Below are 12,819 nucleotides of genomic sequence, written 5' to 3'. Positions count from 1 at the left end.
ATCGAGTCACTACCAACTGATGACGGAGAGATCGATGCTGAAAAAGTCCCTTGCTGCGGCCGGCCTAGCCACAGCCTTTTTGTTCGTTCCCGCAGCAGCCAACGCGCTTGACTGTATCAACGTCAGCCGGCCGCCTGCCGCGTGCGGGTCCACCTGTACTGACGGACCTATTTTGAACGGGAACTGGGCCTGGCTTCCCAGTGTCTTCGACGGTGCTCCGGAAGTCTGGGCATTTGTCCCGCCCGGAACAGTCCAGGGGTTCGGCCTGCCCGGCGAGAAGGGCAACTTCCAGGGCGGCGAAGGCCATGCCCTACTCGTCAATGCAATCTGCGATTCCCAGGGGTCAGTACTCGTGAGCCGGCAGACGGACCACGGGATCCAGTTGATGGAGGGCTGCCCGTAAAGCCGGTGAGGGTGAAGTAAGTCGCGCTAGGTGTCGTTTTGCTGGGTCAAAACGACACTTGGCGCTACCTAGTTGGGCGGGAACGCGGTGAGCTCCGCGTGGGCACCCAGGCGCCTGGCCATGATGTCGATCGCCGGCTGGTTCTGGTCCACGCACACGAACTTCCGGTCCATCTTGGCCGCCACTGCACCCAGGGTCCCGGAGCCGGCAAAGAAGTCCAGGCACCAGTCTCCGGGCCTGCTTGAGGCGGCAACCACCCGGCGGACCAGGCCCTCGGGCTTTTGCGTCGGGTATCCGGTTTTCTCCTTGCCGGTGGGGGAGACGATGGTGTGCCACCAGACGTCGGTGGGCAGTTTCCCCAGTTCGCGCTTGGCGGGCGTCACAAGGCCCGGTGCCATGTACGGCTCGCGGTCCACCTCCGCGCTGTCGAAGTGGTACTTCGCCGGGTTCTTGACGTACACCAGGATGTTGTCGTGCTTGGTGGGCCAGCGGTTCTTGGCGCGGGCTCCGTAGTCATAGGCCCAGATGATCTCGTTCAGGAAGCACTCGCGGCCAAAGATGGCATCCAGCATCACTTTGGCGTAGTGCACCTCGCGGTAGTCGAGGTGTAGGTAGAGGGTGCCGTCATCGGCCAGCAGGCGCCACGCTTCCACGAGCCGGGGCTCCAGGAAGGACCAGTAGTCGCTGAACGCGTCGTCATACCGGTGGAGCGCGCCCTTGATGGTGTCGTAGGAGCGCCCCTTGAATCCGACGCGGTCGCCGGCGCCGTCTGCATTGGCCACCATGGTGGTCTGCTGGCGCCGTTGGGCCCGGCCGGTGTTGAACGGCGGATCCACGTATATCAGTGTGAAGGCGCCGTCCGGCAGCGAGGGAAGGAAGTCCGCGTTGTCCGCGTGGACCACCAGGCTGCTGCCGTCCGGCGCCCAGACAGTGTCAGTCATGGAGGGTTTTAGGCCTCGGTGCTGCCGGGCTGCGTGGCCTTGTCGGCGCCCACTACCTCGCCGTTGCGGCGGCGGGTGCGCGTGCGGGGGCGGCGGGTGCGGGACGGCTGCTCTGCTTCGCCTGCACCGGCGTTGGCATCACCGGCAGTGACGGGGGCTGCGGCAGGCTCGGATGTACGACGGCGGCGCTCACCTGTGCGGGCAGCGGAGTCGCCGCTGCGCCCGCCTTCGCGCTTGGCGCCGCGGTCCCGGCTGTCGCGTCCCCGGCCGTCGCGGTCGCGGGAACTGCCGGCGTCGCGGCCCCCGCGGGCGTTCTTTTTGCCCGTTTCGCCCAGGTCTTCCAAGACTTCGGCGTCAACTCCGGCCAGGGTGCGCTTGTCGCGCGGGAGCCGGCCTTTGGTGCCCTCGGGAATGTCCAGGTCTTCAAAGAGGTGCGGGGAAGACGAATAGGTCTCCACAGGCTCCGGCACGCTCAGGCCCAGGGCCTTGTTGATCAGTCCCCAGCGGGGCATGTCGTCCCAGTCCACGAAGGTGACAGCGGTGCCCTTATTGCCGGCGCGGCCGGTGCGGCCCACGCGGTGCAGGTAGATTTTTTCGTCTTCCACGCACTGGTAGTTGATGACGTGGGTGACGTCGTCGACGTCGATGCCGCGCGCGGCGACGTCGGTTGCCACCAGGACGTCCACCTTGTTGTTGCGGAAGGCCCGGAGGGCCTGCTCGCGGGCGCCCTGGCCGAGGTCGCCGTGGATGGCGGCGGCCGCGAAGCCCCGGTCCACGAGTTCCTCGGCAACCTTGGCGGCAGTGCGTTTGGTCTTGGTGAAGATGATGGTCCGGCCGCGGCCGCGGGCCTGCAGGATGCGGGCGACAACCTCGATCTTGTCCATGCTGTGCGCGCGGTAGATCAGCTGGCGGATATCGCGCTTGGTGAGGCCTTCATCATCCGGATCAGCAGCACGGATGTGGGTGGGCTGGGTCATGTACCGCCGGGCCATGGCAATGACGGGGCCGGGCATGGTGGCGGAGAACAGCAGGGTCTGGCGGACCGCCGGCGTGGCCGCGATCAGGGTCTCGACGTCAGGCAGGAAGCCGAGGTCAAGCATTTCGTCGGCCTCGTCCAGGATGACGACCTTGACGTTCTTCAGGCTCAGGTGCTTCTGCTTGAAGAGGTCGATGAGGCGCCCGGGGGTACCCACCACAACCTCCACGCCGTTCTTCAGGGCTTCCACCTGGGGCTCGTAGGCCCGGCCGCCGTAGATGGTGGCGATGCGCGCGTTCCGCTTGCGGGATGCCGTCTGCAGGTCGTTGGCCACCTGAACCGCCAGTTCACGGGTGGGGACGATGACCAGTGCCTGCGGTGCACCCGGGACGGCAAGCTTTTCGTAGCCGGCGTCGTCCCGGCCCACTACCCGCTGCAGGGCGGGGATGCCGAAGCCCAGGGTCTTGCCTGTGCCGGTCTTGGCCTGGCCGATGATGTCGTGTCCGGAGAGGGCAACCGGCAGGGTCATGGCCTGGATGGGGAAGGGGTGGGTAATGCCGGCGTCGGCCAGGGACTCCACGATGTCGGCGCGGACGTTGAAGTCCGCGAAGGACTTCTCCTCAATCTCGTGCGGCTTCTCGTCGGAGATGATGGTTTCTTCGGGCTCAAGCGTTTCGGTGCCGGAGTCGTCCGTCAGAAGCTGGTGGGTATGCAATTCACTCACGTGGAGTTTCCTTATTCATTTGGGCAATGGCGCTGCCTGCTCAACGGGCCGGCCGGCAGGCCGTTCCGGAGCACGCTCAGGCGCGCAAGCAATTCCAGTGGAAGCCGATCGCGGGCTATCTTTATGCTGGCACTGGTGACCAGCGGGTGGTTCTCAAGATCGCGTAGGGGCGGGCTTGTTGGTTTCAAATCAAGGAAATCAACGACCGGGCATCCATTTCTACCTCTTCAGTCTAGCCGCAAGGGCACCGAAATCCGGCCTTTGCCCGCACTGCGGGCCGGATATGCCACAAAAACGCCCCGGGTCACGGCGCCTTCGGCACCAGCTCGAAATGCACTTCACGGGTAGCGATGTCCGAGGACATGAGGCGCACCCGGACCTTGGTTCCGGCCTCCAGTTCACCGGCGCAGCGCGCTGTCACTGCAGGTTCGGCGATCTGGATGATCCCGGAACCGCCGTTGCCGTTCTTGCCGTTGCCGTTTTTGCCCTTGCCGTTGCCGTTCCGGCTCATGCCGCCGTTCCCGTTCTCCTTCTGGGGCTTCGACCCTGAAATCACGATCGCGTCGAACTCCTGTCCGATGTGGTTGATCAACAGTGCCGCCTCCACCGTGTCCAGCGCCATTCGCTCCATCCGGGACGCCAGCTGGTCCGAGCCCGCCATGATCTCGGGAAGCGACGGCAGGGCGTCCCGCACCCATGCGGGCACCTCGCCGCCATTGCTCAAGGCCTCGCAGGTGACCAGCACGAAGCGGTCCACCAGGCGGCGAAGCGGGGCGGTGGTATGGGCGTACGCGGCGCCGATGGCGGACTGAACGGCGTCATCCGGGACAGTGCCGTCAAAGGCCGTATAGGCGGCCCCACGGAAGAGCATCCCTGCGGAGTGGAGGATTGCGAGCTGGCGGGGATGGGTGGGGTCCAGGCTGCGGAGGTATTCGCCGTAACTGACTTCGCCGTCCCAGGGCTTTCCGAGGGCCTCTGTCTGCAGCCGGAAATGGTTCAGGGAACGCTCGTCCGGGGCCGGCATGGTGCGCAGGATGCCCACTTTCCCGGCCAGCATGAGCTGTGCGGCTGCCATGCCGGTCATCAGCGATATCTGTGCGTTCCAGTCCTCCACGGGCAGCTGCGGGGCGGCGGCAATCCGGTAGCCGCCGTCGGGAAGCTGGACAATCTCCTGGTCCGGCATGTTCAGGCTGGCACCCTCCCGGGCGCGCTCCAGCTCCACGCGCTTGAGCCCCACCTCTTTAAGGAGGCGCAGCACAGGGGAAGGGCTGCCGGCGTCCAGTTCCGCCTGGGCGCCTTTGTAGCTGAGCTTGGTGCGGCTGCGCATCCGGGCACGCCGCACGGCCACGGCCGTGACCTCCGCGTCAACGTCAAGACGGAAGTCCCACACGAACGCGGAACAGTCCTGTCCCGGCAGGAGGCTTCCCGCCCCCTCGCTGATGACTTCGGGATGCAGCGGTATGCGGCCGTCCGGCGTGTAAAAAGTCTGTCCCCGACGCCGCGTCTCAGCGTCCAGCGGCCCGCCCGGAGTAACAAACGCCGGCACGTCGGCGATGGCATAGAGAACGTGGTAGCCGTTGCCGTCCCGCTCGATGAACAGCGCCTGGTCCAGGTCGGTGGACGATGCCGGATCGATGGTAATGAATTCAACGAAAGTCAGGTCATGGGACGGCAGTTGCAATGCGGACACCGCGGCCTCGGCGTCCTTCACGGCATCATCAGGGTAGGCGCCCGGCAGCTCAAGCTCACTCCGGAGCGCGCCCAGCGCCGCTTCGAGTGCGTTGGTGTGCTCGTGGACATTGGGGGCCAGCCGATGGTGTGACACGAAAATCAGCGTAGCCCGAATTTCGTCAATAGTGCACGGAAGCGGCCCGGAGAGGCACGGCAGTTCCGGCGCGGGATTATGGGCGGGCGGCGTCCAGGGCGCTGAGGAGCGAAGCGGCGGCCGCGGCCGGATCGTCAGCCTCGGTAATGGCCCGCACCACCACGATTCGGCGTGCGCCGGCTTCCACCACATCTTCGACGTTGGAGTGGTCGATGCCGCCAATCGCGAACCAAGGGACACCGCCGTCGGGCGTGTCCTCCTGCCCGTCCGCCCCGGCAACAGCCGTGGCGGCGTACCTCACCAGGTCAAGCCCGACGGCGGCCCGTCCGGGCTTGGTGGGTGTTGCCCAGAGCGGCCCCACGCAGAAGTAGTCCAGCGCCGAGGGGCCGGCGGCGGCAGCCAGGGCGGCGTCCACCTGCTCCGGGCTGTGGCTGGACAGGCCGATGGCCGCGTTGCCGTTCAACAGCGTCCGGGCCGCCTTGAGGGGCAGGTCCTTTTGGCCGATATGGAACACCGGGGCTCCGGACAGCACGGCGATGTCCGCCCTGTCATTCACCGCCCACAGCCGGCCGTGCCGCACCGCCGATTCCTTGAGTACGGCCAGGAGCTCCAGCTCCTCGGCGGCTTCGATGGACTTGTCCCGCAGCTGGATGATGTCCACCCCGCCCGCGAAGGCGGCATCGACGAACTGCGCGAAATCGCCCCGCTCCCGGCGCGCGTCCGTGCAGAGGTAGAGGCGTGCGGCCTGCACGCCGGAACTGCCTTCGGCGTTGAGAAAGGCGTCGGTAGCCGGGACGGGGGATGCAGCGGCAGGAGGGTGGGACACATTCATGGGTGCCAGCCTAGTTCCTCTACACTGGGCCTCGTACTGCGGGAGCCGCGGCAGCTGTCATAAAGCGCCGGGCTGAGAGGGCGTCAGAGCCGACCGCTTGACCTGATCCGGCTAATACCGGCGTAGGGAAGGAGACACTTATGCCCAATGCGCTCGACGCCCCGTACCGGCCCGCGCCCGGCTCCGCACTCAAGGCCGACGTTGCGGTCATCGGCGGGGGAGTCATCGGCCACGGCATCGCCTGGGAGGCGAGGCGGTCCGGACATTCAGCGGTGGTAATCGATGACGCCCCCGGCTCCGGTGCCAGCTGGGCCGCGGCGGGGATGCTTGCCCCGGTGAGCGAACTGCATTACCAGGAGGAGGACCTCCTGGAGCTCATGCTGGAGGCCTCCGGGCGCTGGCCGGGTTTCGCCGCTGGCCTTGCCGCGGCTGCCGGTTCGGATCCCGGGTATCTTACGACGCCGACCCTCGCCGTGGGTGCCGACGCTGCGGACCGGCAGGCGCTGCTGGACCTGCGCGAGGTGCAGCAGGCCCATGGACTGACGGTTGAGCCCCTCACCATCCGTGAAGCCCGGCGCCGGGAGCCGCTGTTGAGCCCGGCCATTGCCTCGGCGCTGAATACACCGGCGGACCACCAGGTGGACCCCAGGCTGCTGGTCGCCTGCTTCCGCCGTGCCCTGGCCCGGCACGCCGGCGGAACCGGCGGAAGCTTCGTGGCCGGAGCCGCCGAGGGCTACGCCGTGCCGGACCGGGCAGCGGGCCTGCTCTGGCGGGACGGAGCCGTCGCCGGTGTCACGCTGGAGGGCGGAGGAACGGTGGCGGCCAGGGAGACCGTAGTGGCCAACGGACTGCACGCTGCGGCCCTGACCGGGCTGCCGGAAAAGCTGCACCTGCCGTTGCGGCCGGTCCACGGTGACATCCTTCGCCTCGCCGTCCCCGCCCACCTCCAGCCGCTGCTGACCTCCACCGTCCGCGGACTGGTCCGCGGGATCCCTGTGTACATCGTCCCCCGGCAGGACGGCACCGTGGTGATCGGGGCAACGCAGCGTGAGGACGCACTGGGGAAGGACAGCGGAACCAGCGCGGGGGCAGTGTCGGCAGGGGGCGTCTACCAGTTGCTGCGCGACGCCCAGGTCCTGGTGCCTGCGGTGGCGGAACTTGAGCTGCTGGAATGCACAGCCCGGGCCCGTCCCGGCACACCTGACAACGCCCCGCTGCTCGGGCGGGTCTCTCTGGAGGACGGCCCTTCAGGGCAAAGCCGCGTGGAAGGGCTCATCATTGCCACCGGCTTCTTCCGCCACGGCGTCCTCCTCACCCCGGCAGCGGCGGCGATATGCCGGGACCTGCTCGAAGGCAGGGAGGACCCCCGCTGGGCACCCTTCAATCCCGGCCGCTTTTCCGGCGTCGCCGTTCGGCCTGCTGCAGCGGCCACCCTACCCAACCCCAAGGAGACAGCATGAACATCACCCTGAACGGAACCGGACATACAGTCGCCGACGGCGCGTCCATCACCACGCTCGTCACCGAGGTCACCGGCCGCGCACTGGCCGCTGACGGCCACGCAACCGACGGCCGGAAATTGGGCGTCGCCGTTGCGCGCAACGCCCAGGTGGTGCCCCGGAGCCAATGGTTCGCTACCGCACTCTCCGAGGGTGACGACGTCGAACTTGTCACGGCAGTACAGGGAGGCTGAACACCATGACGGAAACCCGCAGCACCCTCGACGGCACCCGGCCGGACCTTCATGATCCCCTGGTGATCGACGGCGTCGCGCTCGCGTCCCGGCTCATCATGGGCACGGGCGGCGCGCCCAGCCTTGACGGCCTCGGCGCCGCGCTCCTGGCCTCCGGCACCTCCCTCACCACCGTGGCCATGCGCCGCTATTCACCCCAGGAGGCAGGCTCGCTTTTCCAGCTCCTCCTGGACCACGGCATCAAGGTCCTGCCCAACACGGCGGGGTGCTTCACTGCCCGGGACGCCGTCCTCACCGCGGAGCTCGCCAGGGAGGCCCTGGAAACCGACTGGGTGAAGCTGGAAGTCATCGCTGACGAACACACCCTCCTGCCGGATGCCGTGGAACTCGTGGACGCCACCGAACAGCTGGTCAACCGGGGGTTCAAGGTTTTTGCGTACACCAATGACGACCCCGTCCTGGCGCTTCGGCTCGAGAACCTGGGAGCTACCGCGGTCATGCCGCTCGGCTCGCCCATTGGCACCGGCCTGGGCATCCTCAACCCGCACAACATCGAGCTCATCGTGTCCCGGGCCTCGGTTCCGGTGGTGCTGGATGCGGGAATCGGCACGGCGTCCGACGCCGCCCTCGCGATGGAACTCGGATGTGATGCCGTGCTCCTGGCCACGGCGGTGACCCGGGCACAGGACCCGGCCATGATGGGCGCCGCCTTCAAGCACGCCGTCATCGCAGGTAGGCTGGCGAAAGCGGCAGGTCGCATACCTCGCCGTGAACACGCGCTGGCGTCGTCGGCGATGGAAGGCCGGGCCGAGTTCCTGTAGGGCCCGCTTTCCGCCGGCCGGCGCCTTGATTCAAGGAGCAGCAGTGGCCGGCAAAGACGCCCTTCCCCCGGAACGAATCGACGAAGCCTTGGCTGGACTGCCTGATTGGCGGGCCGACAATGGCGGATTGGTCTCTGTCTTCAAGATGCCGACGGCGGTTGCCGCACTTGAGCTGATTGCCGCCGTCGGACGTCTGGCCGAGGAACAAAACCACCATCCCGACCTCGACTGGCGTTACAACCGCGTCTTTATCCGCTACACGTCCCACGACGCCGGGGGACAGGTGACTGACCGGGACATCGCGGCAGCTGCGGGAGCAAGTGAAGCTGCGGCAGCGTCGGGGGCCGTGGCCGAGCCGGCGAAGTACGTGCCGGGGCGTTAGTAGCCTCGCCACCAGCCACTGGTCCCTAAGCAGCAGTGGCCGCCACCCCTGGCGGGATGGCGGCCGCTGCTGCCGGTTGCCTTGCGCCGGCCCTATGCCCGGAGGATCGCCGTAAGCCTTTCGGCGTCCCGGCGCGCACGCGTGCGGCCAAGATACACGGCTGCTCCTGTTGCGGCGCCGGCGCCCAGCACGATGGGCAGGACCCACGGGATCCAGGTCAGCCCTGGCAGGTAGCCGAAACCGGCCGCCATCAGGACAATCCAGGTCAACGCCGCCATTGCTACGGCGACCCCGGCGGGCAGGCCTGCGCCATACTTGGCGTGCCGCTTGTCGTTTGCCCAGATGATGAAGCCTGCCGCGGCGGCAGCCAGTACAACGATGGTCAGCGAAAGCATGGATCTCCTTGGGCTTCGGACGCGGTTTTTCGGCCGGGCGCTAGAACTGGCCGAAACCTACGCGCCGTGCCTCTTCTGCGCCGATTTCCACGTAGCCGAGCGCATTTCCGGGAACAATGATCACGCGTCCCTTTTCATCCTTCAGGCGAAGTTCGCTGCCCGCGGTGATGGCTTCCCCCACGACCTTGGCCACAGAAGCCGCGTCCTCGGTTGATTCGAGCACAATTTCGCGGGCAACATTCTGAACGCCGATCTTAATTTCCACAGGGGCCTCCCAGCCAGTCAAAGTTCGTTGGTGATGTCTTATTTGTAGTCTAGGACTCTTTGGGGAAGCGCGAGATTCCGCGCCAAGCTAAACGGTAGATGAGGTCGCTGGCCACATTGATGTCCAGGTTGCCGTCCGTTTCAAGCCAGTACCTGGCACTGACCTGCGCCATCCCGGCCAGTCCCCGGCCCAGCAACTGCGCTTCGAGATGGGGGAGCTTGGTGTCCTCGGCGATGACGCGGGCGATGGCATCGGCAAATGTCCTGTTGAACGTCTCCAGCCGCGAGCTGACGTCGGGATCGTTGATCAGGTCGGACTCAAACACCAGCCGGTGGGCCTGGTCATCGCTGGCGATGAACTGGAAGTAGGCGCGCATGACGGCCTGAACGCGTTCGTCGTTATCGGTGGTGGAGTTCAGCGCACCCAGCATCAGTTCGGTGAGGGAGGCCAGATGGCTTTCAAGCAAGGCGAGGTACAGCTCGCGTTTTGAGGGAAAATGCTGGTAAAGGACGGGTTTGCTGACGTGCGCCGTCTCGGCAATCTCGTCCATGGCCGCACCGTGGTAGCCGTTGGCCACGAAGACTTCCTGGGCTGCGTTGAGGAGCTGCGCGCGCCGCTCGTCACGCGGAAGCCTGGCCGACCGCTGACCCGCGGGACGCGGGGGAGTTTGCGGTTCGGCGGCTGACGGGCGGTCAGCCCGTGCTTCATGGACCACAGTTGTCCTACTTTCCGTTGCAGTTACTTCCACTTTACTGCGGGGTAATATGACCCGGCAGTATCCGGGGGATACATTGAAGTATGGCTTCGACATTCACCGCAAATGTTTCACCCGTGTCATTGGATCCGCTGGTGGAACCGGGCCCGGACCTTACCCCTGCCGAGGTGGAGCGCTATTCCCGGCACCTCATCATCCCCGAGATCGGCTCGGTGGGTCAGCGGCGGCTCAAGAATGCGAAAGTGCTCGTTATCGGTGCCGGCGGGCTCGGCTCCCCGGCACTCCTGTATCTTGCTGCCGCCGGCGTCGGAACGCTGGGAATCATCGACGACGACGACGTTGACCTTAGCAACCTGCAGCGCCAGGTCATCCATGGCGTGGCGGATGTTGGCCGCCCCAAAATCGAGTCCGCCCGGGACGCCATCGCGGCCCTCAACCCGCTGGTGGACGTGCGGCTGCACAATGTCCGGCTGGACGCGTCCAACGCGCTGGAGCTGTTCGCCGGATACGACCTGATCCTCGACGGCGCGGACAACTTCGCCACCCGCTACCTGGTCAACGACGCCGCCGCCATCCTGGGCAAACCCTACGTCTGGGGTTCCATCTTCCGGTTCGACGGCCAGGTGAGTGTCTTCTGGGAGAAGTTCGGGCCCACCTATCGGGATCTCTACCCTGAGGCGCCGCCGGCAGGCTCGGTGCCTTCGTGCGGCGAGGGCGGCGTGTTCGGCATGCTGTGCGCAGCCGTGGGATCGCTTATGGTGACGGAGGCAGTCAAGCTGATTACCGGCGTCGGACGTTCCCTGTTGGGCCGTGTGGCACTGTTTGACGCCTTGGGCGGAAGCTGGCGCGAGATCCGTGTTTCAAAGGACCCCGCGGCCGCGCCCATCACGGAGCTGACCGACTACGAGGCCTTCTGTGGCGTCACGCCGGCGGCCCCCTCCGACACGGAGCACACCGTCACGGCCACCCAGCTGGCCACCATGCTCGCCGCGCGCAAGGCGGGGCTGAAGGACTTTGAGCTGGTGGACGTCCGCGAATCGGGGGAGTTCGACATCGTCCGGATCGACGGCGCGAAGCTCATCCCGCAGGGCCGGATCCTTGCAGGCGAGGCGTGGAATGAGCTCCCGCAGGACAGGGATATTGTGTTCCACTGCAAGGCCGGGTCGCGTTCGGCCAATGTGCTCGCCGCGGCGCAGAAGGCGGGCTACCAGCGGGTGAGCCATCTCGACGGCGGCATCCTCGCCTGGGTGCGCGAGGTGGAACCCCACAAGCCTGTCTACTGATCCCCGCCCCTTTCAACCCTCTCTCACTTGACGTCCCTTCTAACACGACGCTCTCGCACTTAATGCGCTGTTTTGATGGATGCTCTCTCACTTTCCTCAGGCAAGTGAGAGAGCATCGCCGGAAAGGGCGCATTAAGTGAGAGAGCATCGCCGGAAAAGGGGCATTAAGTGAGAGAGGGTCCGCGCGGCGGGAGGCGCGGTCAGGCGGTTTCGAGGCCCCGGTGGTCCACCGGGCATTCGGCCTGCGGCGCCACCGATGCCGGCTGCTCCACGGTGATGCCGTAGAGGGCTTCCAGGGCGGCCACGTAGTCATCCTGCTGGCCGTTGGCGGCAAGTTCGCGGGCCCGCACCGTGGGCACATGGAGAAGCTGCTTGACCATGCGGCGGAGTGCGAACTCCACTTCCTCGGCAGCGGCGGTGCAGCCGTGCCGGGCCCGGACTTTTTCCATTTCGGAGTCCAGGACGCTCATGGTGTGGCGGCGGAGGGCAACTATCGCGGAATCCACGGAGCGGGCCTCGCGTTCCTGCTCGAACGCCTTGGCGGCGCCGCTGACGATTCCGCTGGCCTGGGCAAGCGACTCGGCCTGTTCCTGGGGTGCCGCGAGGCGTACCGATTCCAGGGTGAGCAGCTCCACGCCGTCAAGCTCGCCGACCCCCGGATCGAAGTCGTGGGTGAGCGCAAGGTCGATGGCGATCAGGGGCTGCGGGGAGTCGGCCCGGACTTCGGCCAGCTCGTCGGCCTCCACCCGGGTGTCGGAACCGCTGCAGCCGATCATCACGTCTGCTGCCGCAACCGCCGGCCGGAGTGAATCGGCGTCCAGCGCCGTGCCGCCGCGGGTGGCAACAAATCCTTCGGCGCGGCCGGACGAGGAGAAAACCGAGATGTCGGTGCAGCCGCGTTCACGCAGGAGCGCCATGGTGGCCCCGGCGTAGGCGCCGGTTCCGAAGACCACAACCTTCTTGCTGGTCCAGTCCGGGTTTTCGGAAAGATCAGTGGCCAGGTCGAGTGCGACGGAAACGATCGAGAGGCCACGGGAACCGAGGGCAGTCTGTGCTCCCACGTCCTTGGCGGTCTTGGACGCCGCCTGGAAAAGCCGGACCAAACCGGAGCTTGCCGTGCCTTCATGCTGGGCGGTGATCAGTGCGCGCCGTACCTGTCCGGCGATCTCCCGCTCTCCGACCACTGCGGAGTCCAGGCCGGCGCTGACGGCAAAGAGGTGCTGGCTGACTTCAGGACCCGTGCGGGTGCTGAAGGAGCGTGAGACGAGCGGTTCGCTCAGTCCGCTGGTTTCGCTGATCTTGGCAACCAGGGCGGCGCGGGCCGCCTCCACATCGTCAGGCCGGGCGGCTTCGCCGTAGATTTCGTAGCGGTTGCAGGTGGCAAGGACAATCGCACCCGTCACTGCCGTCGATCCGGAGAGGGCGGATGTGGCGATCTCCGAAGAACCGTTGCTCAACTGAGCAACGGTCTCAAGATCGATGTCGGCGTGTGTAGCCACCAATGAAAAAAGAACCACAGCAGGTCAATCATAGCTTTTTCGTTACTCGGTAGAACAACTCCCCG

General features: G+C 66.4%; 15 protein-coding genes and 1 riboswitch. Of the genes, 7 read left to right on the top strand and 8 right to left on the bottom strand.

The window, feature by feature from the left end:
* Nucleotides 1-172 precede the first annotated feature (172 nt).
* Nucleotides 173-403 carry a hypothetical protein gene (locus tag ACQ3DC_RS01530; protein WP_421092987.1) on the top strand — a complete coding sequence of 77 codons (231 nt, stop codon included), beginning with the start codon at nt 173-175 and terminating at the stop codon, nt 401-403.
* Nucleotides 404-471: 68 nt separating this feature from the next.
* Here the strand turns inward: ACQ3DC_RS01530 and ACQ3DC_RS01525 are convergent, their stop codons facing one another.
* Together ACQ3DC_RS01525 and ACQ3DC_RS01520 are read right to left on the bottom strand one after the other, a co-directional pair.
* Entirely contained in the window at nt 472-1,344 is an 873-nt protein-coding gene (locus tag ACQ3DC_RS01525; RefSeq protein WP_157241709.1) for a DNA-methyltransferase, read from the bottom strand.
* Nucleotides 1,345-1,352: 8 nt separating this feature from the next.
* Nucleotides 1,353-3,044: a DEAD/DEAH box helicase gene (locus ACQ3DC_RS01520; protein ID WP_323056614.1), complete on the bottom strand. Its 1,692-nt coding sequence runs from the start codon at nt 3,042-3,044 to the stop codon at nt 1,353-1,355.
* 26 nt (nt 3,045-3,070) lie between these two features.
* On the opposite strand from ACQ3DC_RS01520, the gene ACQ3DC_RS01515 reads away from it, so the two are divergent.
* A complete protein-coding gene (locus ACQ3DC_RS01515; protein ID WP_157241710.1) occupies nt 3,071-3,211 on the top strand; it encodes a hypothetical protein in 141 nt (46 codons plus the stop codon).
* Nucleotides 3,212-3,348: 137 nt separating this feature from the next.
* Here ACQ3DC_RS01515 and ACQ3DC_RS01510 read toward each other — a convergent pair whose 3' ends face one another.
* Both ACQ3DC_RS01510 and thiE read right to left on the bottom strand, forming a co-directional pair.
* Nucleotides 3,349-4,869 carry an RNB domain-containing ribonuclease gene (locus ACQ3DC_RS01510; protein WP_323056613.1) on the bottom strand — a complete coding sequence of 507 codons (1,521 nt, stop codon included), beginning with the start codon at nt 4,867-4,869 and terminating at the stop codon, nt 3,349-3,351.
* Nucleotides 4,870-4,945: 76 nt separating this feature from the next.
* Nucleotides 4,946-5,701 (bottom strand): thiamine phosphate synthase, encoded by a 756-nt coding sequence (thiE, locus tag ACQ3DC_RS01505; protein ID WP_430751379.1) that lies wholly within the window; start codon nt 5,699-5,701, stop codon nt 4,946-4,948.
* A 28-nt stretch (nt 5,702-5,729) separates the two neighbouring features.
* Nucleotides 5,730-5,847, top strand: a riboswitch (TPP riboswitch).
* Here thiE and thiO point away from each other — a divergent pair.
* The 4 genes from thiO to ACQ3DC_RS01485 all read left to right on the top strand — a co-directional run bounded on the left by thiO (nt 5,842) and on the right by ACQ3DC_RS01485 (nt 8,597).
* Nucleotides 5,842-7,161 carry a glycine oxidase ThiO gene (gene thiO, locus ACQ3DC_RS01500; protein WP_430751378.1) on the top strand — a complete coding sequence of 440 codons (1,320 nt, stop codon included), beginning with the start codon at nt 5,842-5,844 and terminating at the stop codon, nt 7,159-7,161. Its footprint overlaps the riboswitch before it by 6 nt.
* A complete protein-coding gene (gene thiS, locus ACQ3DC_RS01495) occupies nt 7,158-7,394 on the top strand; it encodes a sulfur carrier protein ThiS (RefSeq protein ID WP_157241713.1) in 237 nt (78 codons plus the stop codon). Before thiO ends, thiS begins: the two co-directional genes overlap by 4 nt.
* Before the next feature lie 5 nt (nt 7,395-7,399).
* Nucleotides 7,400-8,215, top strand: a complete 816-nt coding sequence (locus ACQ3DC_RS01490; protein WP_157241714.1) for a thiazole synthase — start codon at nt 7,400-7,402, stop codon at nt 8,213-8,215.
* A gap of 43 nt (nt 8,216-8,258) precedes the next feature.
* Nucleotides 8,259-8,597: a 4a-hydroxytetrahydrobiopterin dehydratase gene (locus ACQ3DC_RS01485; RefSeq protein ID WP_321213978.1), complete on the top strand. Its 339-nt coding sequence runs from the start codon at nt 8,259-8,261 to the stop codon at nt 8,595-8,597.
* A gap of 92 nt (nt 8,598-8,689) precedes the next feature.
* On the opposite strand, the gene ACQ3DC_RS01480 is transcribed toward ACQ3DC_RS01485, so the two are convergent.
* Genes ACQ3DC_RS01480 through ACQ3DC_RS01470 form a run of 3 tightly spaced genes read right to left on the bottom strand, consistent with a single transcriptional unit; the run spans nt 8,690 to nt 9,972 of the window.
* On the bottom strand, nt 8,690-8,992 hold the full coding sequence (locus tag ACQ3DC_RS01480) for a hypothetical protein (protein WP_321213977.1): 303 nt from the start codon (nt 8,990-8,992) through the stop codon (nt 8,690-8,692).
* A 40-nt stretch (nt 8,993-9,032) separates the two neighbouring features.
* A complete protein-coding gene (locus ACQ3DC_RS01475; protein ID WP_321213976.1) occupies nt 9,033-9,257 on the bottom strand; it encodes a DUF3107 domain-containing protein in 225 nt (74 codons plus the stop codon).
* Nucleotides 9,258-9,306: 49 nt separating this feature from the next.
* Complete coding sequence (locus ACQ3DC_RS01470; RefSeq protein ID WP_104998498.1) at nt 9,307-9,972, bottom strand: TetR/AcrR family transcriptional regulator; 666 nt, start codon at nt 9,970-9,972, stop codon at nt 9,307-9,309.
* 83 nt (nt 9,973-10,055) lie between these two features.
* On the opposite strand from ACQ3DC_RS01470, the gene moeB reads away from it, so the two are divergent.
* The gene (gene moeB / locus ACQ3DC_RS01465) at nt 10,056-11,255 is read left to right on the top strand and encodes a molybdopterin-synthase adenylyltransferase MoeB (RefSeq protein ID WP_157241719.1); all 1,200 of its coding nucleotides are present in this window, start codon (nt 10,056-10,058) and stop codon (nt 11,253-11,255) included.
* Nucleotides 11,256-11,455: 200 nt separating this feature from the next.
* Here the strand turns inward: moeB and ACQ3DC_RS01460 are convergent, their stop codons facing one another.
* The gene (locus ACQ3DC_RS01460) at nt 11,456-12,772 is read right to left on the bottom strand and encodes a glutamyl-tRNA reductase (protein ID WP_323056608.1); all 1,317 of its coding nucleotides are present in this window, start codon (nt 12,770-12,772) and stop codon (nt 11,456-11,458) included.
* Between the last annotated feature and the right edge of the window lie 47 nt (nt 12,773-12,819).

Origin of the sequence: Paenarthrobacter sp. NEAU-H11 (genome assembly GCF_050573415.1) — a bacterium.
Lineage (GTDB): Bacteria > Actinomycetota > Actinomycetes > Actinomycetales > Micrococcaceae > Arthrobacter.
This window is presented reverse-complemented; position numbering and strand designations above follow the sequence as displayed.

Coding starts and splice junctions, on each gene's coding strand:
- thiS (WP_157241713.1), top strand. CDS start 7,158: ATGAACATCACCCTGAACGGAACCGGACATACAGTCGCCGACGGCGCG.
- ACQ3DC_RS01525 (WP_157241709.1), bottom strand. CDS start 1,344: ATGACTGACACTGTCTGGGCGCCGGACGGCAGCAGCCTGGTGGTCCAC.
- thiO (WP_430751378.1), top strand. CDS start 5,842: ATGCCCAATGCGCTCGACGCCCCGTACCGGCCCGCGCCCGGCTCCGCA.
- moeB (WP_157241719.1), top strand. CDS start 10,056: ATGGCTTCGACATTCACCGCAAATGTTTCACCCGTGTCATTGGATCCG.
- thiE (WP_430751379.1), bottom strand. CDS start 5,701: ATGAATGTGTCCCACCCTCCTGCCGCTGCATCCCCCGTCCCGGCTACC.
- ACQ3DC_RS01480 (WP_321213977.1), bottom strand. CDS start 8,992: ATGCTTTCGCTGACCATCGTTGTACTGGCTGCCGCCGCGGCAGGCTTC.
- ACQ3DC_RS01515 (WP_157241710.1), top strand. CDS start 3,071: ATGGCGCTGCCTGCTCAACGGGCCGGCCGGCAGGCCGTTCCGGAGCAC.
- ACQ3DC_RS01490 (WP_157241714.1), top strand. CDS start 7,400: ATGACGGAAACCCGCAGCACCCTCGACGGCACCCGGCCGGACCTTCAT.